Origin of the sequence: Streptomyces sp. NPDC002838, from assembly GCF_040295365.1 — a bacterium.
Taxonomy (GTDB): Bacteria; Actinomycetota; Actinomycetes; order Streptomycetales; family Streptomycetaceae; genus Streptomyces.
Window position 1 is genome coordinate 178,065 of sequence record NZ_JBEOVF010000003.1, and the last position, 26,212, is coordinate 204,276.

Below are 26,212 nucleotides of genomic sequence, written 5' to 3' on the forward strand. Positions count from 1 at the left end.
CGCCTGCCGCAGGGGGCATCACTGGGGTGACCGCCCAGGACCGCGAGTCCTCGTGGGGCTTCGAACATGAGGCTTCGGACGCGACCGTGGATCCGACTGGGTGCCATCTGTCGCACACATCACGAGGAGCCGCCTGATGTCCGACTTCGTACCCGGACTCGAAGGAGTCGTCGCGTTCGAGACGGAGATCGCCGAACCCGACAAGGAGGGCGGCGCACTCAGGTACCGGGGCGTCGACATCGAGGACCTGGTCGGTCACGTCTCGTTCGGCAACGTCTGGGGCCTGCTCGTCGACGGCGCCTTCAATCCCGGCCTGCCGCCCGCCGAGCCGTTCCCGATCCCCGTACACTCCGGCGACATCCGCGTCGACGTACAGTCCGCGCTCGCCATGCTGGCACCGGTGTGGGGCCTGAAACCCCTCCTCGACATCGACGCCGAGCAGGCCCGTGCGGACCTGGCCCGGGCCGCCGTCATGGCCCTGTCGTACGTCGCCCAGTCCGCGCGCGGGCAGGGACTGCCCATGGTTCCGCAGCGGGAGATCGACAAAGCGCAGTCCGTCGTCGAGCGTTTCATGATCCGCTGGCGCGGCGAACCCGACCCCAAGCATGTGGCGGCCGTCGACGCCTACTGGACGTCGGCCGCCGAGCACGGCATGAACGCCTCCACCTTCACGGCCCGCGTCATCGCGTCGACGGGTGCGGACGTCGCGGCCGCGCTCTCGGGCGCCGTGGGCGCCATGTCCGGCCCCCTGCACGGCGGTGCGCCCTCCCGCGTCCTCGGCATGATCGAGGAGATCGAGCGGACGGGCGACGCGGAGGCCTACGTCAAGCAGGCCCTGGACAAGGGCGAGCGCCTCATGGGCTTCGGCCACCGCGTCTACCGCGCCGAGGACCCACGCGCGCGCGTGCTGCGCCGCACGGCCCGCGAACTCGGCGCGCCCCGCTTCGAGATCGCCGAGGCCCTGGAGAAGGCGGCCCTGGAGGAACTCCACAACCGCCGCCCGGACCGTGTCCTGGCGACGAACGTCGAGTTCTGGGCGGCCATCATGCTGGACTTCGCCGAGGTCCCGGCCCACATGTTCACGTCGATGTTCACCTGCGCCCGTACGGCGGGCTGGTCGGCGCACATCCTGGAGCAGAAGCGCACGGGCCGTCTCGTTCGCCCGTCCGCCCGCTATGTCGGTCCGGGCACGCGGGATCCCCGGGAGATCGAGGGCTACGAAGAGATCACGGCCGTATCCAGCTGACCTCTCGCAAACGCAGACGACCCGCGAGCTCGGGTCCCTCCGCCTGACGGCGGGGGAGCCGGCCGGACGTACCGGCGAGCTCGCGGGTCGGGTGACTGCGTTGGTTTGGGCCGGCTGCGTGTTATCGCGCACACGCTGGTCCGGCACCGCACTGGGTGGGGTGCTGGGCCGCTAGCCCGCAGCCACCTCGCGAGTCCGGGTTTCACTCATTTACCCGATCACCTCCTCTCATGCGTAGGCCACACCCTAGGAAGCCATCCGGCACCGATCAACCGATTTTCCGGGATGTTGACTGTGCGGGTTCTGGTCGACTGCTGAACCCGTACCCGTGCCCGTTCCGTCGCCTCGTTGCAGGAGCCGTAGATTCGTTCGTTCGCCGATGTCGCACGGGTGCGGTACCTGCTGCCCGAGCGGGAGGACTTCGAGCCGTGCTGGCCGGTGTTGCGGCGGGTGTTCGGGGAGGTGCGGCCGGCGGCGACGATGATGGTGTGCGGGCTCGCTGATCCTCGTATGCGGTTCGAGATCGAGGTGTATGCGCGGAGGGGGAGCGGCGATCGTGTCTGATCATCCGGATTCTCGGGATCTTCGGATCGAGCCGGTCGACGGTGACGTCATGCTCGAGCAGTGGCGGCACGTGCACAACGTGATCGTTCCGCCCGCCGCGATGGATCTGGAAGAGGTACGGCGGCGCAGTACGCGCTACCGGCTGGAGAACGCTATCTCGGTGACGTCCTCGTCGGCTGCTCGACCGTCCGGCCGCCGGAGACGGATGCCGAGGCGGAGGGCGCGGCGGCGGCGACGGTGATCGCTCGTGTGCTGTCCGAGTACCGGCGGCGTGGGTTCGGGACGGCGCTGTACGAGAAGGGGCTCGCGCACGCGCGCGTGCTCGGCGCCCGGGTGATCGAGACCTGTGTGCTGGCCGCCAACGTGGAGGGCGTCCGGTTCGCCGAGGCGCGTGGCTTTGTCGAGATCGACCGGTATGTGTTGGACGGCGACAACGATCTGTGGCTTGACCTGCGGCTGGAGTCGTCCGCAGCCTAGGGTGGTGGTGGCGTCGCGTTTCCGCCGGACAACGATTGCTTCAATCTTGTGGGAACTCGGTGTGTGCTGCGTCACGTTCCAGTTAGATGATTGCAAGTGAGCGAACCGACGCGCCGTACGTGCGGACGCAGCTTGGCAGGGGGTCCAGGTGAGTGCTTCCCGGCGTAGTGGGACCACGGACGAGCTCGGGCCGGAGCCCGGGCGGGACGGTCCGGAGGGCTCGGGTGGTTCGGAGGGTTCGGGTGGTTCCGATCTGCTCGCCGCGCTCCTGGACGGGATGGACGCCGCCCTGTGCGCGTTCGACGCGGACGGGGTCGTGACGCACTGGAACCGTGAGGCCGAGCGGATTCTGGGGTGGACCGCGGCCGAGGCCGTGGGACGGCAGGGGTTCGCGGGGTGGGCGGTGCGCAGTGCGGATGCCGCGGAGGTCGAGGGGCGGCTGATGTCCGCCATGCATGCCCCGGGGCGGCAGGTGCACGAGTTCGCGCTGCTGACCAAGGACGGCGGGCGGGTGCTCGTACGGACGCAGTCGGCGGCCGTGCGTGGGCCCGACGGGAAGCCGGCGGGGGTGTACTGCGCGTTCAGCGAGGTGCACACGCAGATCGACCTGGAGCGGTCCATCGCGTTGAGTGAGGCGCTGTTCGAGGACGCGAGCTGGGGCGTGGTGCTTGTCGACGCCGATCTGCGGCCCGCCGTGGTGAACGCGCACGCGGCGCGGGCTTTGGGGATCGGGCGTACGTCTGTGCTTGGGCGGCCTCTGGGGGAGCTGCTCGCGCAGGGTGTGGAGGAGTTGGAGAGCGCGCTCACGCATGTGCTGGCGGAGGGCGCGCCGCCGGCGCCGGCGGAGATCTGGGTGAGTGTGCGGACGCCGGAGGGTGAGAAGCGGCGTTGCTGGCGCTGCGGGTTCGTGCGGCTGGCGTCGCCGCTCGCGGAGGAGCCGGTGCCGCTGGGTGTCGGCTGGCTGTTCCAGGACGTGACGGATGCCAAGCAGGGCGAGCAGGAGGGGTCGCTGCTGCGGTTCCGTACGAATCAGCTGCACCGGGCGGCGCGGGCGGCCGCGGAGTGCGAGGACCCGGGGGAGGCGGCCACCGTTCATCTGGACTTCGCGCTGGCCGGGTTCGCCGACCATGCGCTGATCGACCGGGTGGCGGGTGGTTCGGTGGCGGACGGGGCGGAGGCGGGTTCGGTGCGGCTGGTGCGGGTCGCGGCGACGCCCTCCGGGGCGCCGGGGCCGAGTCTGATCACGGGGCAGGCGGGGCTGCCCGTGCGGTATGCGGAGGGGCATCCGGCGTTGCAGTGTGTGGACCGGGCCGGGGCGGTGCGGGCGAGCGTGGGGTCGGTGCCGGCGGCGGAGGCGCGGGAGTGGGCGCTGGCTCGGCAGTGGCCGGCGGACGCGGTGCACGCGCTGTGTGCGGTGTTGCGGAGTCGGGGGCGGACGTTGGGTGTCGTGACGTTTCTGCGGGGGGCCGGGCGGAGTCAGTTCGAGCGTGGGGACGCGGTGTACGCGGAGGATGTGGCGGTGCGGATCGCGTCCGCGCTGGATCTGGCCGAGGTGATGGGGCGGGAAGCGGGGCGGGAGTAGGGGCCTTGCGGCTCAGCGCAGGTAGAAGATCCGGTCCCCGTACTTCTCCATCACCCGGCCGTTCCACTCGTGGCCCCCGTCCACGTTCCCGGACCGCAGCAGTGGTGGTTCGATGCCCCGGTCGGCCAGGTTGCCCGCCGCCGTGGCCATGACCGCCTGGAGGATCGCCGAGGTGACGACCGTCGAGGCGGGAGCGAAGGGCGCCGGGATGGTGTCGAGGGTGAGTTCCGCGTCGCCGACCGCGATCTTCGAGTCGAGGACGAGGTCGCAGTGGTCCTTGAGGTACGTGCCGGAGACGTGCCGTGACGTCGTCTCCGTGGCGTACGCCACGGATGTCACGCCGATCACCTTCACGCCCAGGGCGCGGGCCTTCATGGCCATCTCCACGGGCAGCGCGTTGCGTCCGGAGAGGGAGATGATCACGAGGGCGTCGCCGGCGCGGAGGGGCGAGGAGTCCAGGACGGCGCTCGCGAGACCGTCGACGCGCTCGAGGGCGGAGCCGAGCGTGGCCGGCATGACGTCGACGCCGACGACACCCGGGACGGCGAGGAGGTTCATCAGGGCGAGGCCGCCCGCGCGGTAGACGACGTCCTGCGCGGCGAGCGAGGAGTGCCCGGCTCCGAAGGCGAAGAGGCGGCCGCCGGAGGCGAGGGTGTCGGCGAGGAGGGTGCCGGCCGACTCGATGGCCTCGGCCTCCTCGTCCCGGACCCGTCGCAGCAGGCCGATCGCGGCGTCGAAGAACTGGCCGGACAGCTTGCCGTCGCTCATGCGGGGTCCCTTCGGAGCGTCTGCCAGGCGGCGCCTGTGTCGTGGATCACCGTGCGGTCTGGACCAGTGGGAGTCAATCGGGAGGCCGGGGGGATGTCAATCGGGACGTCGACACGGCCGTGAGAGTCTCGCCGTAACGTCTTGGTTGCCACGGCGCGGCACGGTTGTCAGTGGTATCCGGCAGAATTGATGCCAGGGCCAGCGCACGCGCCGCGAAGCTGTCGTGCTTCCGGCAGATCTCATCAAGGGGCACGTATGTCCGGACTGATCGACACCACGGAGATGTACCTCCGCACCATTCTGGAGCTGGAGGAGGAAGGTGTGGTCCCCATGCGCGCCCGGATCGCCGAGCGGCTCGACCAGAGCGGGCCGACCGTCAGCCAGACGGTGGCGCGGATGGAGCGTGACGGCCTGGTGTCCGTCGCCAGCGACCGCCACCTGGAGCTGACGGACGAGGGCCGTCGGCTGGCCACGCGCGTGATGCGCAAGCACCGGCTCGCGGAGTGCCTGCTCGTCGATGTGATCGGTCTGGAGTGGGAGCAGGTGCACGCGGAGGCGTGTCGCTGGGAGCACGTGATGAGCGAGGCCGTCGAGCGCCGCGTGCTGGAGCTGCTGCGCCACCCGACCGAGTCGCCGTACGGCAATCCGATCCCGGGCCTGGAGGAGCTGGGCGAGAAGGACGGCGCGGACCCGTTCCTGGACGAGGGCATGGTGTCGCTCGCCGATCTCGACCCGGGGCTGGAGGGCAAGACGGTCGTCGTGCGCCGGATCGGCGAGCCGATCCAGACGGACGCGCAGCTGATGTACACGCTGCGTCGCGCGGGCGTGCAGCCCGGTTCGGTGGTGAGCGTGACGGAGTCGGCGGGCGGGGTGCTGGTGGGCAGCGGCGGTGAGGCGGCCGAGCTGGAGGCGGACATCGCCTCGCACGTGTTCGTGGCCAAGCGCTGAGTGACGCCGAGGTCGTCAACTCCCGGGGTGTGTGGGGCAGTTGGAGCCCCTGTCGGTCTCGTCGAATCCAAGATTCACCGTGCCGAATCGCAGCGCCGGGGCGTTTCCCGTGCGACGCTGTCGCGTGAGGCATATGACCTGAGGGGCTCTGGGTCGGGACGCGGCAGCGATGCCGTCCGGCCGGGGAGGGGACGGGAAGATGTGCCGTGGACATGGAGAGGGCCCCGGCGCCTTGCGGCGCCGGGGCCTGTCCTCCCCTGTGCTGACCCGGAGCCCCGAGCTCTCAGGGTCATTCCCCTCGGACCGGCTTCCCCGACCGGTCCGCCCCCCGCTGAAGATCTCCCCTCGATGGCGGCGATCATTCCTTGAGTGCGGTCACTCGAACGAGGGGTGTTGCTCGCAGATACGTCATCTTCGAATACGTATTCGATACTCTGCGAGTGACGAGTCGCGGGTGACATCCGCTGGCACATACAGCGGGTTCGGAAGACACGGCAGGCACGACGCGGTTCACAGGACGTGATTCACAGGACCGGCCGAGCGGGGGCGAGCGGTCCGAGCGGAGCTAGGGGGGTGCCAGACCAATGGCGCGACGCATCGACGTGACCGGGGCGGGCGGCGTACGCCTCGCGGCCTGGGAGTTCGGCGACCCTCCCAAGACCGACCCGGCACCGGACCAGGGTCCCGCCGAAACCGAGCCGACGCCCGGCGTGCTCTTACTGCACGGCCTGATGGGCCGCGCCTCGCACTGGGCCTCCACCGCCCGCTGGCTCTCCGGACGGCACCGCGCCGTCGCACTCGATCAGCGCGGCCACGGCCAGAGCGAGAAGCCCCCACGGGCCGCCTACACCCGCGAGGCGTACGTCGAGGACGCCGAAGCCGTCCTCGAACAGCTCGGCCTCACCCCGGCCGTCCTCATCGGCCACGCCATGGGCGCCCTGACCGCCTGGCAGCTCGCCGCCAAGCGCCCCGACCTGGTCCGCGGCCTGATCATCTGCGACATGCGGGCCTCCGCGCTCGGCGCGGCCTCCCAACGCGAGTGGGAGGACTGGTTCAAGGCCTGGCCCGTCCCCTTCGCCACCCTCGCCGACGTCCGCAAGTGGTTCGGCGAGGACGACCCCTGGGTGGAACGCCCGAACGCGGCCCGCGGCGAGTTCTACGCCGAGGTCATGCACGAGTCCCCCGACGGCTGGCGCCCGGTCTTCGAGCCGGAGCAGATGCTGGAGTCCCGCGAGACCTGGGTGTACGACGCGCACTGGGAGGAGCTCACCCAGGTCCAGTGCCCCGCCCTGGTCGTCCGCGGCCTCGACGGCGAGCTGGGCCGCGCCGAGGCCCAGGAGATGGTCCGCGTACTGCCCCGCGGCCAGTACGCGGAGGTCGCCGACGCCGGCCACCTCGTGCACTACGACCAGCCGGAGGCCTGGCGGGGCGCGATCGAGCCCTTCCTCGACGGCCTCCTCACGGACCTCAAGGGCTGACGCTCCGCGCCTTGGATGCGGCGCGCGCCCTCACCCCTTGCTGACCGCCATCAGAATCTCCGGCAACCGCCGTGCCGTCCGCGGCGCCGCCATCCGCAGCCCCGCCACCGTGATCGCCGTCCCGTAGACCGCCCCCACCGGCAGCAGCAGCCAGCTCCACTCGTCGCCGCCCTCGCTCACGTTCAGCCAGATCGTCCCCGCGATGACGGGGGCGCACAGCAGGGAACCCGCGACCATCCCGCCGAGGATCGCCATGAAGGCGAGCCCGGACTGCCCGGGAGCGACGTTCTTGTAGCCCTCCTGCGGGATGGAGTACGGGAAGCGGGCGGACGTCCACGCGCCGGTCGCCAGCATCGCGCCGAGCAGCGCGAAGGACAGCCCGAGCACCTCGGGCAGCTTCGGCCAGTCGCCGAGCAGCGCCGTCGTCAGGACGGTCACGAGCGTGGCGTACGGCAGCGTGATCACCAGCAGTGCCAGCGCACGCGCCCGCAGCTCGACGTACGCGTCCCGGGTCGAGGAGATCGTCATCGCGACCATCCAGAACGCGGACGAGTCCTGCCCGAACTGGTTGTACATCTGCACGCCGAGCATCCCGGCGGCGAAGCAGGCGAAGTAGATCGAGCCGCTGCCCTGCAGGGCGTTGAACACCGGCACGATCAGACCGATCGCGAGGGACGTCACCCAGGCCGCCTTGGTCTTGGGGTCGCGCCACACATAGCGCAGGCTGCGCTCCATGACCGTGCCGGTACGGCCGCCGGGCAGCAGCCGGGACAGGCCCGTCGAGGTCCGCTCCCGGGCGGCCTTGGCGTCGATGGCCTGCAGGGTCGATCCGTCCGGCGCGGTCATCAGCCGGGTCAGATGCCGCGACCACACGGCCAGCAGCCCAGCCAACGCGAGGACGGACAGGGCGAGTTGGAGGACGGCGACGCCGTACGACCCCTCGCTCGCGGAATCCGCCGCCCCGATCGCCGACGCGGGCGGCACCCACTTCAGCACCTCGGCCGGTGCGTCGAGTTGGTCCAGCCCGCCCGAACTCAGCCGCTGCGCACCGAAGTTCACCACCTGTGCCCCGATCGCGACGACCAGTCCGCTCAGCACCGCCAGATCACGGCCCTTGCGGCTGGTCAGCAGCCGGATGTTGGCCGCGGCGACGGCCCGCGCGAGGGCCACGCAGACCAGCAGCGCGAGGACGCCACCGACGACGCCGACGACGTAGGCCACACCCCCGTGCGCGACGGAGATCACCGATCCGGCCAGCATGCACAGCGTGAACAGCGGCCCGATACCGACCAGCGAGGCCGCGAGCAGCGCCCGCACCAGCGGGCGGGGCCGCAGGGGCAGCATCACCAGGCGGGTGGGGTCGAGGGTCTCGTCGCCGCCGGGGAAGAACAGCGGCATCACCGCCCAGCCCACCGCCAGCACCGCCACCAGCGGCACGACCACGGACGCGGCGTGCTCGTGGCCGCGCAGCGCGATCAGCCCGATCAGCTGCAGGGCGGAGAAGAGCAGCACGGCGACGGCAGACCCGATGTAGGCGGCCCGTCGCCCGCTGGACTGCCGTAGGCCATTGCGCAACAGCGACAGCTTCAGCCGTACGACGACAGGGGTGATGGAGGCCGTCGTGGTGCTCATCGGGCCGCCCCGCCGCCCAGCCAGTCGAGGTGGGAGCCGGTGTCGCGGCCGTCCGCGCCGACGAGTTCGAGGAAGGCCCGCTGCAACGAGGGCGCCTCGCCGCGCACGTCCGCGAGCGGCCCGTGGGCGCGAATGCGGCCGGCGGCCATGACGGCCACCCAGTCGCACAGGGACTCGACGAGCTCCATCACATGGGAGGAGAAGACGACGGTGGCGCCGGACGCCGTGTACCGCTCGAGCACGCCGCGGATGATCTGCGCGGACACCGGGTCGACGCCCTCGAACGGCTCGTCCAGGAAGAGCACTTCGGGGTTGTGGAGGAGGGCGGTGGCGAGTCCGATCTTCTTGCGCATGCCGGTCGAGTAGTCGACGACAAGCTTGTGCTGGGCGCCGGACAGGTCGAGGACGTCCAGCAACTGCGTGGCCCGTTTGTCGACCTCGGCGCCGGGCAGTCCGCGCAACCGGCCCGAGTAGGCGAGGAGTTCGCGGCCGGACAGCCGCTCGAACAGCCTGAGCCCCTCCGGCAGCACCCCGATCCGCGCCTTCACCTCCACCGGATCCCGCCACACGTCGTGCCCGACGACCTCGACGCTCCCCTGATCGGGCCTGAGCAGCCCGGTCACCATCGACAGCGTGGTGGTCTTCCCGGCCCCGTTCGGCCCGACGAGCCCGATGAACTTCCCCGCGGGCAACTCCAGATCGACCCCGGCGACGGCGACCTGCTGCCCGAACCGCTTCCACAGCCCTCGCACACGTACGGCGGCTGCGCCCACCACTGCTCCCGACGTCATGGGTGAACCCTACGGTCCGGGAGCTTGCCTCGGGTTACCGATCCCGCCCGCACGCGTAGGCGAGCGGCGAGATCAACTCCTCCGCGTCCGGCAGCCACCGGTTCGCCGGCGTGGGACGGCAGGCCCACTGCACCGCCCCCGACGATCCGTACCGCGTGGGAGGCGCCGCGACGTACTCGCCCTCCCCGAGCGCGACCAGATCAAGAGACGACGGCGACCAGCCCAGCTTGCGCACCAGATCCGGCACCTTCACCGACGCACCCGGCAGCACGAAGAAGTGCATCCGGCGGTCCGGCGTCAGCGTCACCGGCCCCAGCGTCAACTCCATCCGCTCCATCCGCGCCAGTGCCAGGAACCCGGCCGTCTCCGCGACGGAAATCGCGTCGAACGTATGCCCGGTGGGCAGCAGGATCGACGCCGTCGGCTGCCTCTGCCACATCCGGCGCGCGACGGTCGCACTGCCTGTGGCCTGCGTCGCCCAGTCGCCGTGCGCCGGATGCGCGCCGGGTGCGGCGCACGCGGCATCGCCGCACGAGCAGCGCTGCACCCCGTCGACGGCTTCCAGCCAGGTGCCGGGGACGACGTCCCAGTGGCGCTCCTCGGCGTAGCGTACGGCTGCGTCCAGCAGCGATTCCCCGCGCTGCTTCGGAATCTGAGCGGCTTCGGTGCCCGCGATCGTCTCTTCCACGCTGAACACAACTCCCGTCCCCACCTCGGGTTACGGCCAGGCCCTGTCGCCGGACTGACTTCTGCCTCGCGGCGTCTGGCACGCACTCCCCCACTGCCTAAAGCGTGGGGGGACCCCAGCCGCGTTGCCGAAAGGCCCGAGTAGTTCCGCTACTAGGAACTTTCGGCGCCTTGCGATCGCACGCTCGAACCGAGCTCGCGCGGGGGCACCCCATCGCCGCCGCGAGGCCCGCCCTCCGGGCGGACGAAGCCAGTCCGGCGACAGGACCTGCGCGCGCGGGGGAGGAGCACTGATTCCCCATTTGGGGCGCATGGGTGCATGTGTGGGGGCGCGCAGGAGGAACCGCGACCTGAGCTGGGTAGCCAGGAGTGGGGACGGCATCAGCCTTTACCCCGGCAATCCTCGCAAGCCTCGCATTTTCGCTGTCTGGACGGGGCATTGATCTTCACGGCCGGATCCTTTCGCTCGGCAGGCGAGGGGCGGGGCCGTGGAAGACACATCAACTCGGTGCGTGGGCAGGCACCGCAGCCACAGGGGGTTATGCCATGGCCGCAAGGCCTCTCGTCGCGCGGCAGCCGAACGAACGGCTGCAGGCGCTCATCCAGGAAGCGGGCTGCTCGAACGCAGGGCTGGCCCGCCGGGTCAACATGTGCGGCGCCGAGCACGGTCTCGATCTGCGGTACGACAAGACGTCCGTGGCGCGCTGGTTGCGCGGACAACAGCCACGCGGACGTGCCCCGGCGATCATCGCCGAGGCGCTCGGCCGCAAACTCGGCCGTACGGTCACGATCGACGAGATCGGCATGGCCAACGGCAAGAACCTCGCCTCGGGCGTCGGCCTCCAGTTCTCGCCGACGGTCCTGGGCGCCATCGAGCAGGTGTGCGAGCTGTGGCGCAGTGACGTGGGCCGCCGGGACTTCCTGTCCGGCTCCTCCGTCGCCGCCTCGGCGCTCGTCGAGCCCAGCCGCGACTGGCTGATCTCCTCGCCCGACTCCCAGGTGGCCCGCTCGGCGGGACCACGCGTGGGCCAGTCCGACGTGGCGGCCGTACGCGCGATGACCCAGGCGCTGGTCGACCTGGACCACCAGTACGGCAGCGGGCACGTACGCCCCGTCGTCGTGCACTACCTCAACAGCGTCGTCTCCGGGCTGCTGGCGGGCTCCTACCGCGAGGCGGTCGGCCGCGATCTCTTCGCCGCGGTGGCCCGGCTGACCGAACTCGCGGGCTACATGGCCATCGACACCGGCCAGCCCGGCCTCGCCCAGCGCTACTACATCCAGGCGCTGCGGCTCGCCCAGGCGGCGGGCGACCGCGGCTACGGCGGGTACGTCCTCGCCGCCTCCATGAGCCACCTCGCCGCGCAGCTCGGAAACCCGCGTGAGATCGCGCAGTTGGCGAGGGCGGCGCAGGAAGGGGCGCGTGGGCGCGTGACACCGCGCGCGGAGTCCATGTTCCACGCGGCGGAGGCGCGCGGGCACGCGCTGATGGGCGACGCGCGGGCGGCCCAGGTGGCGTCCGGGCGGGCGGTGAACGCCCTGGAGCAGGCGGACCCGGACTCCGGGGACGACCCGGCGTGGATCGCGCACTTCGACGAGGCCTATCTGGCCGACGAGTTGGCGCACTGCCACCGGGACCTGGGACAGGCCGAGGCGGCGGCGCGGTGCGCGCGGGAGTCCCTGGCCGGGCACCCCGCGTCGCGGGCGCGCCGTAGGGCCATCGGCTATGTGCTGCTGGCCACCGCGCAGGTGCAGCAGCGGGAGGTGGAACAGGCCTGCAACACCGGTCTGAAGGCCGTGGAGTTGCTGGAGACCGTGCGGTCCAACCGGGGCGCCGAGTATCTGGAGGACTTCCAGCAGCGGCTGGATCCCTTCCGGGACGAGCCGGTGGTACGGGAGTTCGGCGCGCGGATGGAGCTGCAGGCGGCGGCGTGAACGCGGAAGGGACGGGGACGTGAACGGCCCGGAAACGAAGCTGGGGGTGAGGAAGGGGGCCATATACAGCGGATGGGGGCCCGGTTCTGTCACCGCTCTGTCACCGTGGTCGCGGTGATCTGTTACGGCGGTCACAGGGACGCAGGTCAGGTCCTTGGCTGCGTGGCACCGGGCTCTGGGGACCCGGTAGCGTGAGCCGACGATTCCGAAGGTCCCCCATTAGTAGGAGTCCCGGTGACGCAGAGTGGACAGGGCGAGGAGCCCTCAGCGCGCGAAGCGCGCGAAGGCATCGTGCTGCCCTCCGACGGCGGGGAACCCCTGCTGCCGGGTATGACGGGCGGATACGGCGGCCGACCGGCCGACGGTCACAACGTTCCGGCGCCCGGCGCCCCGTCCGGGCCCGCGTCCGGCCCGGCCTCGGCACCGCCCGGCGGCCAGTCCTGGGGCACCCCGTGGGGCCCCGACCAGCACCAGGCCCCGGCCCCACCCCCGGGCCAGGGCTGGTCGACGCAGCCCGCCCAGCCCTGGAACTCCGCCGAACCGACACCCCCTCCCGCCTGGGGCACCCCGGAAGCGCAGGGTGGCATACCCCAGCAGGGGCCACAGGGATCGACGTACGGCACCGAGGGGTACGGCTCCGCGGCGCAGGGCGGCGGGGCTTACGGCTCGGCCGGCGGGGACGGTTCTCTGCCGGGTGCCGGGCACGGCGGCTCGGGTGCCGGTGGCTATGGCTCGGCCGGCGGCGACGGCTCGCTGCCGGCTGCGGGACATGACGGCTCGGGCGGCGGGGGTTACGGCTCCATGCCGTCGGCGGGACACGGTGGCCAGGGTGACGGCGGTTACGGCTCCCTGCCGCCCGCAGGGCACGGTGGTGCCGGTGCGTACGGGGGCGCTTCCGACGGTGGGGCGCCTTTGCCCCCCGCAGCGCAGGACGGCGGGCCGTTGCCGTCCGCCGGGGGCTACGGCGCCCCCGCGGGACCCGGTGACTCGAGCGGCTTCCTCCCGGCGCCCAGACACAGCGCGCCCGGCTCCGCCCCGCTGCCGGCCGCCGACGAGGGCGCCACCCAGTACATACCGCCGGTCGCGGCCTCAAAGGACGGAGCCACCCAGTACCCGCGGACCGCCCCCTCGCCGGCCGACGAGGGAGCGACGCAGTACATACCGCCGGTGGGCCCCGGGGCGCTGCCGCCCGAGGTGAACGCCGAATCGCCCGCGGAATCGCCCTCCGAGTCGACTCAGATCCTCGGCCGTGTGCGCCGAGGCGGCCCCAGGCCCGGAGCGGCACCTCAGCCCTCCTCCGGCCCCGGCCCCATGCCGTCCCCCGGCCCACTGCCGCCCGCCGCCGGCCCCGACGCCGAGGCCACGCAGTACATACCGCCCGTGCCCGGGCAGCAGCCCGCCGGGGTGGCGTACGGCGGGGACCGGCAGACGCCCGCCGAGTTCGACAACCTCTTCCGCAGCGAGCCGGGCGGCCCGGCCGCCACCCAGCAGCTGCCGCTCCTCCAGCAGCCCGAGGCCATGCCCGGCGCCCAGGCGCCGTACACGCAGTCCCCCCAGCCGTCGTACGCCGGCCCGCCCTCCGCGTACGACGACGGCGGCGGTCGAGGCCGCCGAGCCGGATCGCGCGTGCCCCTCATCGCCGCCGTCGGCGTCGGCATCGCCGTCCTCGGTATCGGCGCGGGCGCGCTGCTCGCCGGCGGCGGCGACGACAAGGGCGACGACAAGAACCAGACCGTCTCCGCCACCGCCCCGGCGACCGACGGCTCGGCCTCGCCGTCCGCCGACCCGGCGAAGCAGCAGGCCGTCGCCCTGGACAGGCTGCTCGCGGACAGCGGCGACAGCCGCGCCTCGGTGATCAACGCGGTGGCCAACGTGAAGGCCTGCAAGAGCCTCGGCCAGGCGGCCAAGGACCTGCGCGAGGCGGCCGGGCAGCGCAACGGCCTGGTGACGCGCCTGTCCGCCCTCTCGGTCGACAAGCTGCCGAACCACGCCGCGCTGACCGACGCCCTCACCAAGGCGTGGAAGGCGTCCGCGTCGGCCGACAACCACTACGCGGCCTGGGCCGACCAGGCGGCCGGCAAGAAGGGCTGCAAGAAGGGTCAGGCCCGCGTCACCGGGCAGACCCAGGCGGGCAACCGGGCGAGCGGCACCGCCAGCACCGAGAAGGTCAAGGCGGCCCAGCTGTGGAACACGATCGCGAAGACGTACGGCCTGACCCAGCGCCAGCCGACCCAGCTCTGACCGGAGGGGGCCGGAGCCGCCCGGCCCCTCAGTTCAGCTCGGCGTTCCGCAGCGTGGCCGTCACGTCGGTGAAGCCCTTCTTGGCCGACACCAGCCGGCCCTGCCGTACCACCTGCAGGGTCACGTCGGTGTTGACCAGACGCGGGAAACCGACGGCGGCGAGCGGACCCTGGAACCGCCACTGGAGCGGCGGCGTCAGTCCGCCCGTGTCGACCTTGATTCCGTCGTCCAGGGTCTTGCGCACGGAGTTGGCGGACACCTCACCGTCGCCCAGCGATTCGACGACCTTCTGGAACACGCTGTACGCGATCCAGGTGGTCTGCACACCGGCGTCCGCCGCGTCGATGCGGTTGTCGCCGAAGGCCTCCCCGCTGATCACCTTCTTCATCGTGTCCCAGCGCGCGTCCGTCTCCACCGGGTACCAGCCGGTGATGTACGACCCCTCGTACGGACCGGACCGCCCGCCGGAGGCGTCGATCCCCGTCTGGTCGACGTCGCCGAGCACCATGCCGGTCCGCACGGCGGGGTAGTCCACGCGGGCGCGGCGGAAGGAGTCCATGAAGGTGCCGGTGCGGTCGCCGAGCGCGGGCACCACGCACCCCTGCTTCTCCAGGCTGGTGGTGGTCTCCTCGAGCGCCTGTTCCGACTGCTCGGAGTACTCGGTGGCGTCGTCCGCCGCCCGCAGGTCCTCCGCGACCTCGTGCCCGCCCGCCGTCAGACCGGAGTCGAGCAGGTTCGGCAGCTCGTCGCCCGCGATGGTGTCGGGCCGTATCAGCGCCACGGGTCCGCAGCCGGCCAGCGACTTGCCGAGACCGGCCAGGAGCGCGGGCTGGCCGCCGTTGACGGGGTAGGAGAGCGGGCTGGTGAACTCGGCGGTGGTGAGGCCGTAGCCGCCTATGTACGGGATGCCGGCGCCCTCCAGGGGCGGGAAGAAGGAGTCGGCGTGCTGGCTGTAGGAGCCGACGACCGCGACGACGTTCTCCTTGACCGCGCGCCGGGCGCACCTGGCGGCGGCCACGCTGTCGTTGCGGTCGTTGCAGGTCAGTACGGTGAGTTCGCGGCCGTTGATGCCGCCCCGCGAGTTGACCCAGCGGGCGTAGGCCTGGGCGAAGGCGGGCATGCCGGGCTTGTTGGTCGCGTTGGTGGCCTCCGGTGCCCAGGTCATGACCTTGATCGGACCGTCCCCGGAACCCCCCGTGGTACCGGGGACGACCCCGCATCCGGCGGCGAGCGACGCACACGCCACCAGCGCCCCCGTGGCGAGGGCGGTGGCCCGGACGGGTCGGGTGAACGCGGGGTGGATGATGCGTCGATTGCGTCGCCTGCTGGCCATGGACAGACACGCTTCCGCCACATCGCTAACCCGAGTGTGCCCTTTGGTTATCTGTTGGTGGCGTGAAGGTGAACAGAGGGGGGCCGGTGAGGCTCCTGGGGAGGAGAACGTACGATCGATGACCGTGCAGGATTCGGAGAACTCTTCCCGTCGCGGCCGTCGCTCCTCCACCATGGGCGGCATGCCACAGAACGATATGCCGTGGTGGCGCTGGCGCAGCAATGTGCGCTCCGCGCTGCACATGCTCTCCGATCCGGTGTTCCAGCGGGACGTCTGGCTGGCCGGCGTCGAGGGATACGGGGACGTCACCGACGCCGTGTACCGCCTGGTCGAGGACACCTGGCTGGACAACTGGTCCGCCGAGAAGTACGTCGGCACGATCTTCCGGGACTCCCAGGAGGCCGCGCTGGTCGACACCGCCGTACTCCGGGTGCTGCGGATCATGCACCAGGTCGGCCCGGACGCGCCCGTCTCCGCCTACGTCGACCACCAGGCGTGGCCCGAAGCGGTCAGGGCGGCGCGGGACGCGCACGTCCGGATGGCGATGGCCGACGGCGAGGACCCGGACGCGCCACCGCGCACGCTGGAGGTACTGCGGATACTCACGCGGTCGGCCTGAGGCGGCCGGCCCCGATGCGGTCTGCCTGACGAGACGGCGATCGGGCCCGGGCGCCGGATATGGGACCCTGTCCTGCATGAACGAGCAGTCCACCCGAGCCGCCGCTCCCGCCGACCAGTACGTCCTGATCCTGTCCTGCCCCGACAAGCAGGGCATCGTGCACGCCGTGTCGAGCTACCTCTTCATGACCGGCTGCAACATCGAGGACAGCCAGCAGTTCGGCGACCACGACACGGGACTGTTCTTCATGCGCGTCCACTTCTCGGCGGAGGCGCCGGTGACCGTGGACAAGCTGCGGGCCAGCTTCGCGGCGATCGGTGACTCCTTCCAGATGGACTGGCAGATCCACCGGGCCGAGGAGAAGATGCGGATCGTCCTGATGGTCAGCAAGTTCGGCCACTGCCTGAACGACCTGCTGTTCCGCGCCCGCATCGGCGCGCTGCCGGTGGAGATCGCCGCCGTGGTGTCCAACCACACCGACTTCGCCGAGCTCGTGGGGTCGTACAACATCCCCTTCCACCACATTCCGGTGACGAAGGACACCAAGCCGGAAGCCGAGGCGCGGCTGCTGGAGATCGTGCGCGACGAGAACGTCGAGCTGGTCGTGCTCGCCCGCTACATGCAGGTGCTCTCCGACGACCTGTGCAAGCAGCTCAGCGGCCGGATCATCAACATCCACCACTCCTTCCTGCCGAGCTTCAAGGGCGCGAAGCCGTACCACCAGGCACATGCGCGCGGAGTGAAGCTGATCGGCGCCACCGCCCACTACGTGACCGCCGACCTCGACGAGGGGCCGATCATCGAGCAGGAGGTCGAGCGGGTCGGCCACGACGTGACCCCGGACCAGCTGGTCGCGATCGGGCGCGATGTGGAGTGCCAGGCGCTGGCGCGGGCGGTGAAGTGGCATGCGGAGCGCCGGATTCTGCTGAACGGGCGACGGACGGTGGTGTTCGCGTAGGTCAACTGCGGAGCGGGCCTGCCCCCTGGATCACCGCTCTTCGCTCTTGACCTTCGTCAGGAACGACGCCCAGGAGGCCGCCCCGAACACGAGCACCCCGCCGTCCGGGACCTTGCTGTCGCGTACGGGGACGAGGTCGTGGGTGTGCTTCATGATCTGAGCTCCTCCAGTACGCCCCTGATGAGGGACGACGGAACGCGAGTTCGTCGATGACGAAGCGGACGCTGGGGGCCGGGTTCCTGCGCAGCAGGAGCTGGCGCCCCAAGCGGGCGGCAACCTGCTCTTCAACCGCCTCGGGGTCCTGGTCCGTTGTCTGGGGTTCGGACAACACGACCCCAACCCTTCGCATCGCGCTCAGCCGCGGCGAGCGCATCCCCCGGAGCCGACCGTGAACATCACCCGGCCCCGAAGCGACCGCCGGCAACCTACATCCGGCTCAACGACGCCGCAGCGAACAGCACATCCCTGATCGCCTCCCGGTCACCGAGTTGCCCAGCCGCCGCCTCCGTCGGAGACACATGTCCCGCTGCCAGCCGGCAGAACTCCACGCCGTCCAGCGCCACATGCGCCACCTCGTGCTCGGCGGAGCCCACCGCGCCGGGCGAGTCCAGCGGGATCAGCCACTCGCCGCCCCCATGCCCCTCGATCTCCAGCCGCAGGCTGCGGCCGGGCGCGCCCGCCGGGACGAGGTGTCGTCCGAGTGCCGGTGAGGCCAGCCCGTTCTGCCGCCGTACGGCCAGCGCGCCGGGCAGCATCCGGGCCGCGAGGTCGATCATGCTGTTGACATGGCGCGGGGAGGGCGGCTTGTACGGATAGTCGACCGCCTCGGCGATGTCCTCCGCGTGCACCCAGCACTCGAAGGCGCGGTCCAGCATGGCGTCGTGCAACGGCAGTTCGCAGCCGCCGTACGGCACCGCCAGCTTCCCGGCGCCGCCGCCGGTGAACGACACCGTGCGCACCAGGTCGTGGCTCTGCTCCCGCCAGGGCGCCCGCACGGAGCGGGTGGGCGGGAAGTGCGAGGCCCGCCAGTACGCCTCGGTGCGGGCGGACGGCGTGGGGGCCCGCGCGACGACGTCGCCCAGCGGGTCGTCGAGTCCGAGGGCGACCGCGACCAGGCCGTCCACGGTCAGCAGATGCGCGATGACCCCGGCGACCGTCGTACGACGGTTCGTCTCCTCCTCGCCCTCGAACCAGCGCAGCCGCACGGGCGCGTGCCACTCGGCGTCGCCGAAGTCCTGCAACAGGGCATCAAGGCGGGCGGTCTCGGCGTCGTACGGAGCCGCCCACTGGGGCACCGGGATGCGCGGCGGGCGCCGGTCCAGGCAGCCCTCCAGAACGCGGGTGCGCAGGCCGGGGTCCAGGTCGAGGCTCTCCGGGCGCTGCAACAGGCCGACCGCCTCGCGCAGCCGCAGCGCCTCGTCCGCGCAGGAGCCGCAGTCGCCGAGGTGTTCCTCCACGGCCAGCGTCTCCTCCACCGAGCAGGCGGCCAGCGCCCACGCCCCGAGGAGCGACTTCAGGACGTGATGCTCCAGGGCGAGCGGGGCGGGGGTGGGCCGGGGTGCCAGGTCTCCCAGCTCCTCCAGCGTGGGCAGCGGCCGGTCGCCGTCCTCGACGGGGGCGCGGGGCATGGGTATACGGGGGTGCCGGTCGGGGTCGGGGCTGTTGCCGCCTCCCGGGCCGTCAGGGTCGTCGGGGTCGCTCGGGCCTTCTGGGCGGCCTGGGCGGCCGTAACGGACCTGCTGCTCGTCCGCGCCGCCCTTGCCGTCCTCGCCGCCCTCGATGGCGGCGCTGTACTCTCCCTCGTCCCCGTCGTGCTCGTCGCCGTGCTCGTCGTATGCCTCGAAGTGCCCCGCTCCGCTCACACCGCACCCCCGTATCCGGGCGGAGCCCCCGGCGCCGCGGCGTTGTGGGCGGTGGACAGCAGTTGCAGGCCCAGGCGGAGGCGGCGCCGGGCCTCGTCCTCGGTGAGGTCCAGGTCGGCGGCGGTCTGGCGGTAGTCGCGGCGGTGGAAGTAGGCCATCTCCAGGGCGGTGCGCAGCGGGACGGGCATGGACTGGACGATGTAGTCGGCGCGGGCGGCGACCGAGGCGTGGCGGACCTTGCGCTCCAGTTCCTCGGTGGAGCCGTGGCCGTCCTGGGCGAGGGCGGCCGTCTCGGTGGCGCGCAGCCGCTGAACGGCGAGGCGGTGGGTCAGCGTGGCCACCCAGGAGCGCAGGGGGCCCTGTTTGGGGTCGTAGGCGTCGGGGTGCTCCCAGACGTGGGCGAAGACGTCACGGGTGATGCCGTCGGCGGCGCGTTCGTCTCCGAGTACGCGGTGGGCGAGGCTGTACACGAGGGAAGCGAAGCGGTCGTAGAGCTCGCCGAGGGCGGCCGCCTCACCGCGTGCGAGCCGCTGCTGCATCTTGCGGTCCCAGCGGGGCGGTGCGTCCTTCTTCGCCATGCGGCCCCCTCACCTTGCCCGTCCCCGGTTGCCCGTCCCCGGTCAAGCCTGTGCCCACCGTCTCCTCGAATGTAGTCGGCACCTCCGACAACGCACGCTCCTTTGTGCCAATGCGCGCCCCCTGACGGTCCGCAGGTGGTAGTGGACCTTGACGCACGGCCCCTCGCACGCGGCGTCTACCCACGCAGCGTGCGATCAGACCTGATCGAACAGGATCGATTGCGTCGGAAACAAGCCTCTTTCGATTTGCTTCCGTTTCTCGGGCCGTGTTTCAGGGAACGGCCGCTGGGCAGCCGCGCTGCAAGGAAGCGTAAGGATGGCTTCCGTTTGCGTTCCGGCGGATGAAGGGCATGGTGGTGGCGTTCAATGTGACCGACAGTGGGCAGGGCGAGTGGGCCGTGCTCAGGGTGTCGGGCGAGCTGGACCTGGTGACGTCGCCGGCGCTGCGTCAGCGGGTGCACGACGCGGTGGCCGAGGGCCGTCACAGCCTCGTCCTCGACCTCTCCGAGGTCTTCTTCTGCGACTCCAGCGGCGTCGGCGTCCTCATCGCCTCCCGCCGCCTCATCCGCTCCTGCCAGGGCCGCCTGCGCCTGATACTGCCGGCCAACGGAGCGGTGGACGGCTCCCACGTCAACCGGGTCCTGGCCGCGCTGGGCGTCCGCCGCCTGTTCGACGTCCACCCGGACCTGGCGTCGGCGGTCGAGGAGGACGAGGAGGACGTCGACCCGCTGTCGGCGTGACCGAAGCCGGCGCACCGACCGACCGACGGAACCGACCGACCAGGGTCACGGCTCTGCCACGCCGTTGTCCCGAAATTCCTCCGGTCTTGGCGCAACCGTCGTTTTCGCGCGCCCGGAGGCCCCTCGGCGTCGTACGCTCCGTGCCAGCATGCACCCGACGTGACGTAAAGGCGGCCCGAAGAGACATGGTCAGCAGCGAGTACGAGCGCAGGATCGCCGCCCGGTTCGCCACCTTCGACCAGGACGGCAACGGTTACATCGACCGGGAGGACTTCAGCGGGGCGGCCAAGGCGCTGCTCGCGGAGTTCGGTACGGCGGCCCGGTCCGACAAGGGACAGGCCCTCTACCTCGGCGCCGAGGCGTTCTGGCAGGGCATGGCCGGCATCGCGGACCGGGACGGCGACCAGCGCATCACCCGGGACGAGTTCGTCGGCGGCGCGGTCAAGCGCCTGCGCGACAACCCGGAGCGGTTCGCCGAGATCGCCCGCCCCTTCCTGCACGCGGCCCTCGACCTGGCCGACCCGGACGGCGACGGAAAGGCCACCGTCGAGGACACCGTACGGGCGCTGAAGTCCCTCGGCGCGGCCGAGGACGTCGCCCGCACGGCGGCCGCCACGCTCGACCAGGACGGCGACGGCAGGGTGGCGGAGACCGAGATCGTGTCCGCCTTCGCCCGCTACTTCACCGTCCCCGAGTGACGCGTCCGTCCCCCGTTGCCGAGTGACGCGTCCGTTCGCTGTCCAGGAGTGACGCTCCCGTCCACGCGTCCCCGGACGACCGTTACGTCACCATCCCCGCAGTCCCGGAAAACCGCTCCCGCAGCTTGTACTTGAGCACCTTCCGCAGCGTCTCGCCCCGCGGAAGGGCGTCGACCACCTCCAGCCGCTCCGGCAGCTTGTGCACCGACAGCCCTTCCGCGCGCAGATACGACGTCACCGCCTCCAGGGTCAGCGCCTCGGCTCCCGGCGGCTGTTCGACGACCGCGCAGACCAGCTCCCCGCGTGCCGCGTCCGGCAACCCGATGACGGCCACGTCCCCGACGGCCGGATGCCGGTGCAGCAGGTCCTCGATCTCCTGGGCCGAGATGTTCTCGCCCTTGCGGATGATGACGTCCTTGAGCCGCCCGGTGAGCACCAGATGCCCGCTGTCCGTCAGCCGCCCGAGGTCACCGGTGCGCAGAAACCCCTCCTCGTCGAAGGCCTCCGTCGTCTGGGCCGGATCCAGATACCCCTGGCACACGGCCTCCCCGCGCAGCCGTACCTCCCCGTCCACGATCCGGATCTCCATCCCCTCCGGCGGCCGCCCCTCAGTCGTGGCCAGGTTCTCCGCCGTGTCGTCCGCCGCCCCCATCGTGATCATCGGCACCTCGGTCATGCCGTAGCCGTGGGTGAGCCGCACGCCCATCTCCCGTACGACGGCGTGGTACAGCTCCGGCGGTTTGGGCGCCCCGCCGCCCGCGAGCAACCGCAGGGTCGGGACGACCGGGACCCCCGGCTGCTTGCGCTGCTCGGTAAGGAACATCGAGTAGAACGCCGTCGACCCGCCCGCCATCGTCACCCCGTGCGCGCGGTACCCCTCCAGCGCGTCCGGCAGCGCGAACTGCTCGAACATCACCGCCGGGAAGCCGTACAGCAGCAGCATCACCATGTAGTCCGGGCCGCCTATGTGGGCGTACGGAAAGGCGATCGAGCCTACGTCGGACGCGGAGGGCCGTAGCGCGTGGGCGAGGCAGGAGCCGCCGGCGATCAGCGAACGGTCCGTGTGCAGCACGCCCTTGGGGTCGGAGGTCGTCCCCGAGGTCCAGTAGATCCAGCGGACCGAGGTGCCCTCGGCGGGCGGCGGGGGCAGCACGGAGGGATCGCCGTCCGGCAGGCGGTCGTACGCCTCGAAGACGCCCTTCGCGCCCAGCCGCCGCGCCATCTCCGCGTGGTCGAAGCCGCGCCACTCGCCCGGCACGGCGAAGTACTCCGCCTTGGACTCCCGCAGCGCGAACCCCACCTCGCGGTCCCGGTAGAAGGGGATGACCGGCGTCTGTACGGCGCCCAGGCGGGCCAGCGCGAAGGACAGCACCGCCGTCTCGATGCGGGTGGGCAGCTGCCAGGCGACGACCGTGCCGGGGCGCACGCCCATGCCGTACAGCCCGGCCGCCACCCGCTCGGCCCGGTCGCGCAGTTCCCCGAAGGTCAGCCTGCGGTCGTCCTGGAGGAGGACCGGTCGGTCGGGGGTGAGGTCGGCGCGGCGGGCGGCCAGGTCCCAGAGGGTGCGGGATGTGCTGAGCTCGTGGGCGGTGTCGTTCACAGCGGCCCCCTGTGTTAGCTGACGGTTAGTCAGATCGGCGTGGGCAGAGCGTAAGACTCGACGCCTTGTCGGTCCAGGGGTGCGGGGTTAGCCTTCCCGGAGAATCGAAGATCTGACGAACCATCAGATCAGGAGCGCGCATGGACCTCGCGGACACGCCGGAAGAGCGGGAGTTCCGGGCACGGTTGAGGGAGTGGCTGGCGAAGGTGCTGCCCACGCTGCCCCGGAAGCCGTCCCCCGACGACTGGCCGGGCCGTCGCGCCTACGACCTCGGCTGGCAGCGGATGCTCTACGACGCCGGATACGCGGGCCTGCACTGGCCCGTCGACGCCGGCGGCCAGGGCGCGACCCCCACCCAGCACCTGATCTTCCTGGAGGAGGCGGAGAAGGCGGGCGCCCCCTATGTGGGGGCCAATTTCGTCGGACTGCTGCACGCCGGGCCGACCATCGCCGCCGAGGGGACGGCCGAGCAGCGGGCGCGCTGGCTGCCGCCGATCCTGCGGGGCGAGGAGGTGTGGTGCCAGGGATTCAGCGAACCGGACGCCGGGAGCGACCTCGCGGCGCTGCGCACGCGCGCGCGCAGGGACGGCGACGACTATGTGGTGAGCGGGTCCAAGATCTGGACCTCACATGCCGAAGTCGCCGACTGGTGCGAGCTGTTGGTGCGGACCGACCCCGAGGCGCCGAAGCACCGGGGCATCACCTGGCTCGCCCTGTCCATGGATACGCCGGGCATCACCGTGCGGCCTTTGAAGACCCTTGCCGGCTCGGCCGAGTTCGCCGAGGTGTTCCTCGACGAGGTGCGGGTGCCGGTCTCGGGCCGGGTCGGGGACGAGAACGACGGCTGGCGCGTGACCATGGTGACGCTGTCCTTCGAACGCGGCACGGCGTTCGTCGGCGAGGTCGTGGCGTGCAGGCGCGTGCTGGGCGAACTCGCCCGTACGGCACGGGAGAACGGTCGTTGGGACGATCCGGTGCTGCGGCGGCGGCTGGGCCGGCTGAACGCCGAGCTCCGCGCCCTGTGGCGGCTGACGCAGTGGAACGTCAGCGAGGCGGAACGCACCGGTGGCGTACCGGGCGTAGGCGGTTCGGTTTTCAAACTGAGGTACTCGCACGCACGGCAGGAGCTGTACGACACCGCGGCCGACGTCCTCGGCCCCCAGGCCCTCGATCTCGACCGGCCGTGGGTGCTCGACCGGCTGTCCTCGCTGTCGTACACCATCGCCGCCGGCACCTCACAGATCCAGCGCGACATCGTGGCCGAGCGGATCCTCGGACTGCCGAAGGGGCGGTGAGAGCGCGCATGAGATTCCAACTCACCGAGGATCAGCGAGCGTTGCGGGACGGCGTACGGCAGCTGCTGGCGCGGCGGTTCGACAGCGAGGCGCTGTGGGCGGCCGTTCGGGCGCCGGGGCTGGATCGCGCGCTGTGGCGGGAGCTGGGCGAGGCCGGGTTCTTCGCGCTACGGCTGCCGGAGGCGGACGGCGGGGTCGGACTCGGTCTGCCCGAGGCGGTGTTGGCCTTCGAGGAGGCCGGGCGGGCCCTGCTGCCGGGGCCGCTGGTGGCGACCCACCTCGCCGCCGGGACCGTGCCGGGCGCGGCCACCGGGGAGGCGGTCGTGACCGCCGTGGACGGCGGGCTGGTGGAGTGGCTGGCGGAGGCGGACGTCGTACGCGGGGATGCGGCGGGGGCCGTACCACTGCGGTCGGTGGACCCGCTGACGCCGCTGCACCGGGTGGCCGCCGAGAGCCCGCCGGATCCGGTCGCCGTGCTCCTCACCGCCGCCGAGCAGCTGGGCACCGCCACGCGCGCGTGCGAGCTGGCGGTGCAACACGCCCGGACGCGTGAGCAGTTCGGGCAGCCGATCGGGGCCTTCCAGGCGGTGAAACACCTGTGCGCCGAGATGCTGGTGCGGGCGGAGGTGGCCCGCGCGGCGGTGTACGCGGCTGCCGTCACCGCCGACCCGGCCGACATCGCGGCGGCCCGGCTGCTCGCCGAGGAGGCCGCCGTGCGCGGCGCGCGGGACTGCCTCCAGGTGCACGGCGGCATGGGCTTCACCTGGGAGAGCGAGGTGCACCTGCATCTGAAACGGACATGGGTGCGAACACGTCGTGGCGGCGGAGTCACGGAGAGTGAGGAACTGCTCGCGGTCGACCTGTCGGCCTGAGGTGTCGTCGAGGGCGCTGGGCTGCGAAATCGCGCGACCTCCCGGGGTGAGTGTCGCGGATCGTGGCATACCGGAATTACGGAGCGTTGATATCGGCTTGTGTCCTATGTGTGACTCGTCACGTCCCGGAGTCGGCCGCCCGCTCCGGTACCTTGTGTGGGATGCGAGTGGTTCCGAGCGTGAGCCAGGCCGGTGTTGCCCGTGGGGCGGCTCCGGATCCGGCGGTGCGCGCCGCTGTTCGCAGGGCGGGAAGGCCTGTTGACCCCGCCTGTTCGACTCCTTGCGACGAGCGTCGCACAGTATGCCGCACGGGTACTCCTTCGCGCTGGAATATGCCCGAAGCGCTTGTTGGCGTGACTGTACGTCAACCATGCTGTCCCACAAGGGATTCACGTTCCGTGACCCCGACTTTGGCCATTGTTCTGGCCATGCAAAAAATGGCTACGATCGTGGCCCTCGTGGCCCCCGTGAGGCGCGAGGCTATGTGTCCGCCGGTTCGGATGGTGTGAGCGGTGCAGGTGCTTCAAGTGCAGCTGGAGATCCGGCCCGACCCCGCGGAGGTGGGGCGAGCCCGGAAGTGGGCCCGCTCGCGCCTCGCCGGGTCCGGCATAGAGGACGACGAGTCACTCGCCGAGACGCTGATCCTGCTCGTCTCCGAACTCGTCACCAACGCCGTGGTGCACACCGGCTGTCCGGCCGTACTGCGGCTGTCCCTGCCGTCCGGAGCGGCGGAGTCGGCCACCGTCCGCCTCGAGGTGGCCGACCGCAGCGACCGTGCCCCGGTGCCCCGGTGCGTGGACGGCGAGCAGACCGGCGGCCGGGGCCTCGCCCTCGTCGACGGCCTCGCCGACCGGTGGGGGTGGAGCCCCGAGGGCGCGGGCAAGCGCATCTGGTGCGAACTGGACCGGTGCGCCCAGTCCCGGGAGGCCGCTGAGGCCTGCGGGGGCGGCGTTTCGGCGTACGAGGGGCTGGCCTTCGAGGCGGTGTGACCGGCGCACGGGTGCGGCGGTCTCGTGGCGTCCCGGTAAGTCCCGGCGGTTCGGCGCAGGGTCGCAGAAGGCGCTGTCCCCCGTGATCATCGGTAAATCCGTGCGCCGGGACGTGCTTCCGTGCGCGCCCACGACATAGAGGGCGTAAGTAATAAATCCCCGTACGGGTGTTGACGCCGCGTGTCCGTTTGATCACGCTTATGGTCAGCGATTCGCCGCGAGGGGACGACGAGGGTTTCGGTGACGGAAGCCCTCGACGAGTGCGGGTCGCGATTCGGCGTCGGCTCCCTTTCAGGGCCAAGGGGAGCCGGGGCGGGTACGC

General features: G+C 71.6%; 22 protein-coding genes and 3 pseudogenes. 15 read left to right on the forward strand and 10 right to left on the reverse strand.

Annotated features, from left to right (window positions below; translation table 11 throughout):
* Window positions 1-136 precede the first annotated feature (136 nt).
* The 4 genes and pseudogenes from ABT063_RS05780 to ABT063_RS05790 all read left to right on the forward strand — a co-directional run bounded on the left by ABT063_RS05780 (window position 137) and on the right by ABT063_RS05790 (window position 3,869).
* Entirely contained in the window at window positions 137-1,246 is a 1,110-nt protein-coding gene (locus ABT063_RS05780) for a citrate synthase 2 (RefSeq protein WP_351055905.1), read from the forward strand.
* A gap of 369 nt (window positions 1,247-1,615) precedes the next feature.
* Window positions 1,616-1,810 (forward strand): annotated as a pseudogene (locus ABT063_RS52160) (RidA family protein); the annotation flags it as partial.
* Window positions 1,811-1,859: 49 nt separating this feature from the next.
* Window positions 1,860-2,287: pseudogene (locus ABT063_RS05785) on the forward strand (GNAT family N-acetyltransferase).
* Between the two features lie 148 nt (window positions 2,288-2,435).
* A complete protein-coding gene (locus tag ABT063_RS05790) occupies window positions 2,436-3,869 on the forward strand; it encodes a PAS domain-containing protein (protein ID WP_351055907.1) in 1,434 nt (477 codons plus the stop codon).
* Window positions 3,870-3,881: 12 nt separating this feature from the next.
* Here ABT063_RS05790 and ABT063_RS05795 read toward each other — a convergent pair whose 3' ends face one another.
* On the reverse strand, window positions 3,882-4,637 hold the full coding sequence (locus ABT063_RS05795) for an SIS domain-containing protein (protein ID WP_351055909.1): 756 nt from the start codon (window positions 4,635-4,637) through the stop codon (window positions 3,882-3,884).
* Between the two features lie 255 nt (window positions 4,638-4,892).
* On the opposite strand from ABT063_RS05795, the gene ABT063_RS05800 reads away from it, so the two are divergent.
* Both ABT063_RS05800 and ABT063_RS05805 read left to right on the forward strand, forming a co-directional pair.
* A complete protein-coding gene (locus ABT063_RS05800) occupies window positions 4,893-5,585 on the forward strand; it encodes an iron-dependent transcriptional repressor DtxR (RefSeq protein WP_095752020.1) in 693 nt (230 codons plus the stop codon).
* 584 nt (window positions 5,586-6,169) lie between these two features.
* The gene (locus ABT063_RS05805) at window positions 6,170-7,063 is read left to right on the forward strand and encodes an alpha/beta fold hydrolase (RefSeq protein WP_351055911.1); all 894 of its coding nucleotides are present in this window, start codon (window positions 6,170-6,172) and stop codon (window positions 7,061-7,063) included.
* Between the two features lie 30 nt (window positions 7,064-7,093).
* Here the strand turns inward: ABT063_RS05805 and ABT063_RS05810 are convergent, their stop codons facing one another.
* The 3 genes from ABT063_RS05810 to ABT063_RS05820 are packed head-to-tail and all read right to left on the reverse strand — an operon-like array spanning window position 7,094 to window position 10,183.
* Window positions 7,094-8,695 carry a transporter gene (locus ABT063_RS05810; RefSeq protein ID WP_351055913.1) on the reverse strand — a complete coding sequence of 534 codons (1,602 nt, stop codon included), beginning with the start codon at window positions 8,693-8,695 and terminating at the stop codon, window positions 7,094-7,096.
* A complete protein-coding gene (locus tag ABT063_RS05815; RefSeq protein WP_351055914.1) occupies window positions 8,692-9,486 on the reverse strand; it encodes an ABC transporter ATP-binding protein in 795 nt (264 codons plus the stop codon). The genes ABT063_RS05810 and ABT063_RS05815 overlap by 4 nt, the downstream gene beginning before the upstream one ends.
* Window positions 9,487-9,520: 34 nt before the next feature.
* A complete protein-coding gene (locus ABT063_RS05820) occupies window positions 9,521-10,183 on the reverse strand; it encodes a bifunctional DNA primase/polymerase (protein WP_351055915.1) in 663 nt (220 codons plus the stop codon).
* A 536-nt stretch (window positions 10,184-10,719) separates the two neighbouring features.
* On the opposite strand from ABT063_RS05820, the gene ABT063_RS05825 reads away from it, so the two are divergent.
* Both ABT063_RS05825 and ABT063_RS05830 read left to right on the forward strand, forming a co-directional pair.
* A complete protein-coding gene (locus ABT063_RS05825) occupies window positions 10,720-12,105 on the forward strand; it encodes an NsdA family TPR-like regulatory protein (protein ID WP_351055916.1) in 1,386 nt (461 codons plus the stop codon).
* A gap of 234 nt (window positions 12,106-12,339) precedes the next feature.
* The gene (locus tag ABT063_RS05830) at window positions 12,340-14,346 is read left to right on the forward strand and encodes a hypothetical protein (protein ID WP_351055918.1); all 2,007 of its coding nucleotides are present in this window, start codon (window positions 12,340-12,342) and stop codon (window positions 14,344-14,346) included.
* A gap of 28 nt (window positions 14,347-14,374) precedes the next feature.
* Here ABT063_RS05830 and ABT063_RS05835 read toward each other — a convergent pair whose 3' ends face one another.
* Window positions 14,375-15,679 (reverse strand): ABC transporter substrate-binding protein, encoded by a 1,305-nt coding sequence (locus ABT063_RS05835; protein WP_351055919.1) that lies wholly within the window; start codon window positions 15,677-15,679, stop codon window positions 14,375-14,377.
* Between the two features lie 118 nt (window positions 15,680-15,797).
* Here ABT063_RS05835 and ABT063_RS05840 point away from each other — a divergent pair, with 118 nt between their 5' ends.
* On the forward strand, window positions 15,798-16,298 hold the full coding sequence (locus tag ABT063_RS05840) for an SCO4402 family protein (protein ID WP_351055921.1): 501 nt from the start codon (window positions 15,798-15,800) through the stop codon (window positions 16,296-16,298).
* A gap of 76 nt (window positions 16,299-16,374) precedes the next feature.
* On the forward strand, window positions 16,375-17,256 hold the full coding sequence (gene purU, locus ABT063_RS05845) for a formyltetrahydrofolate deformylase (protein ID WP_351055923.1): 882 nt from the start codon (window positions 16,375-16,377) through the stop codon (window positions 17,254-17,256).
* Between the two features lie 30 nt (window positions 17,257-17,286).
* On the opposite strand, the gene ABT063_RS05850 is transcribed toward purU, so the two are convergent.
* The 4 genes and pseudogenes from ABT063_RS05850 to ABT063_RS05865 all read right to left on the reverse strand — a co-directional run bounded on the left by ABT063_RS05850 (window position 17,287) and on the right by ABT063_RS05865 (window position 19,696).
* Window positions 17,287-17,409, reverse strand: coding sequence for a DUF397 domain-containing protein (locus tag ABT063_RS05850; RefSeq protein WP_351055924.1), 123 nt, complete (start codon window positions 17,407-17,409; stop codon window positions 17,287-17,289).
* Between the two features lie 34 nt (window positions 17,410-17,443).
* Window positions 17,444-17,629 (reverse strand): annotated as a pseudogene (locus ABT063_RS05855) (Scr1 family TA system antitoxin-like transcriptional regulator); the annotation flags it as partial.
* Window positions 17,630-17,681: 52 nt separating this feature from the next.
* Complete coding sequence (locus ABT063_RS05860) at window positions 17,682-19,118, reverse strand: maleylpyruvate isomerase N-terminal domain-containing protein (RefSeq protein WP_351055926.1); 1,437 nt, start codon at window positions 19,116-19,118, stop codon at window positions 17,682-17,684.
* The gene (locus tag ABT063_RS05865) at window positions 19,115-19,696 is read right to left on the reverse strand and encodes a sigma-70 family RNA polymerase sigma factor (protein WP_351055928.1); all 582 of its coding nucleotides are present in this window, start codon (window positions 19,694-19,696) and stop codon (window positions 19,115-19,117) included. Before ABT063_RS05865 ends, ABT063_RS05860 begins: the two co-directional genes overlap by 4 nt.
* A 350-nt stretch (window positions 19,697-20,046) precedes the next feature.
* Here ABT063_RS05865 and ABT063_RS05870 point away from each other — a divergent pair, with 350 nt between their 5' ends.
* Both ABT063_RS05870 and ABT063_RS05875 read left to right on the forward strand, forming a co-directional pair.
* Window positions 20,047-20,436: an STAS domain-containing protein gene (locus ABT063_RS05870; protein ID WP_351056142.1), complete on the forward strand. Its 390-nt coding sequence runs from the start codon at window positions 20,047-20,049 to the stop codon at window positions 20,434-20,436.
* Window positions 20,437-20,621: 185 nt separating this feature from the next.
* Window positions 20,622-21,134 carry an EF-hand domain-containing protein gene (locus ABT063_RS05875; RefSeq protein ID WP_351055929.1) on the forward strand — a complete coding sequence of 171 codons (513 nt, stop codon included), beginning with the start codon at window positions 20,622-20,624 and terminating at the stop codon, window positions 21,132-21,134.
* An 82-nt stretch (window positions 21,135-21,216) separates the two neighbouring features.
* Here ABT063_RS05875 and ABT063_RS05880 read toward each other — a convergent pair whose 3' ends face one another.
* Window positions 21,217-22,734, reverse strand: a complete 1,518-nt coding sequence (locus ABT063_RS05880) for a class I adenylate-forming enzyme family protein (protein WP_351055930.1) — start codon at window positions 22,732-22,734, stop codon at window positions 21,217-21,219.
* 140 nt (window positions 22,735-22,874) lie between these two features.
* Between ABT063_RS05880 and ABT063_RS05885 the strand changes: the two genes are divergently transcribed.
* The 3 genes from ABT063_RS05885 to ABT063_RS05895 all read left to right on the forward strand — a co-directional run bounded on the left by ABT063_RS05885 (window position 22,875) and on the right by ABT063_RS05895 (window position 25,890).
* On the forward strand, window positions 22,875-24,029 hold the full coding sequence (locus tag ABT063_RS05885) for an acyl-CoA dehydrogenase (protein WP_351055931.1): 1,155 nt from the start codon (window positions 22,875-22,877) through the stop codon (window positions 24,027-24,029).
* A gap of 8 nt (window positions 24,030-24,037) precedes the next feature.
* A complete protein-coding gene (locus tag ABT063_RS05890; protein ID WP_351055933.1) occupies window positions 24,038-24,901 on the forward strand; it encodes an acyl-CoA dehydrogenase family protein in 864 nt (287 codons plus the stop codon).
* Window positions 24,902-25,428: 527 nt separating this feature from the next.
* Window positions 25,429-25,890, forward strand: coding sequence for an ATP-binding protein (locus ABT063_RS05895; protein WP_351056143.1), 462 nt, complete (start codon window positions 25,429-25,431; stop codon window positions 25,888-25,890).
* Window positions 25,891-26,212 lie beyond the last annotated feature (322 nt).

Coding starts and splice junctions, on each gene's coding strand:
- ABT063_RS05805 (WP_351055911.1), top strand. CDS start 6,170: ATGGCGCGACGCATCGACGTGACCGGGGCGGGCGGCGTACGCCTCGCG.
- ABT063_RS05840 (WP_351055921.1), top strand. CDS start 15,798: ATGACCGTGCAGGATTCGGAGAACTCTTCCCGTCGCGGCCGTCGCTCC.
- ABT063_RS05850 (WP_351055924.1), bottom strand. CDS start 17,409: ATGAAGCACACCCACGACCTCGTCCCCGTACGCGACAGCAAGGTCCCG.
- ABT063_RS05825 (WP_351055916.1), top strand. CDS start 10,720: ATGGCCGCAAGGCCTCTCGTCGCGCGGCAGCCGAACGAACGGCTGCAG.
- ABT063_RS05815 (WP_351055914.1), bottom strand. CDS start 9,486: ATGACGTCGGGAGCAGTGGTGGGCGCAGCCGCCGTACGTGTGCGAGGG.
- purU (WP_351055923.1), top strand. CDS start 16,375: ATGAACGAGCAGTCCACCCGAGCCGCCGCTCCCGCCGACCAGTACGTC.
- ABT063_RS05800 (WP_095752020.1), top strand. CDS start 4,893: ATGTCCGGACTGATCGACACCACGGAGATGTACCTCCGCACCATTCTG.
- ABT063_RS05875 (WP_351055929.1), top strand. CDS start 20,622: ATGGTCAGCAGCGAGTACGAGCGCAGGATCGCCGCCCGGTTCGCCACC.
- ABT063_RS05780 (WP_351055905.1), top strand. CDS start 137: ATGTCCGACTTCGTACCCGGACTCGAAGGAGTCGTCGCGTTCGAGACG.
- ABT063_RS05890 (WP_351055933.1), top strand. CDS start 24,038: ATGAGATTCCAACTCACCGAGGATCAGCGAGCGTTGCGGGACGGCGTA.
- ABT063_RS05835 (WP_351055919.1), bottom strand. CDS start 15,679: ATGGCCAGCAGGCGACGCAATCGACGCATCATCCACCCCGCGTTCACC.
- ABT063_RS05795 (WP_351055909.1), bottom strand. CDS start 4,637: ATGAGCGACGGCAAGCTGTCCGGCCAGTTCTTCGACGCCGCGATCGGC.
- ABT063_RS05810 (WP_351055913.1), bottom strand. CDS start 8,695: ATGAGCACCACGACGGCCTCCATCACCCCTGTCGTCGTACGGCTGAAG.
- ABT063_RS05885 (WP_351055931.1), top strand. CDS start 22,875: ATGGACCTCGCGGACACGCCGGAAGAGCGGGAGTTCCGGGCACGGTTG.
- ABT063_RS05870 (WP_351056142.1), top strand. CDS start 20,047: ATGGTGGTGGCGTTCAATGTGACCGACAGTGGGCAGGGCGAGTGGGCC.
- ABT063_RS05865 (WP_351055928.1), bottom strand. CDS start 19,696: ATGGCGAAGAAGGACGCACCGCCCCGCTGGGACCGCAAGATGCAGCAG.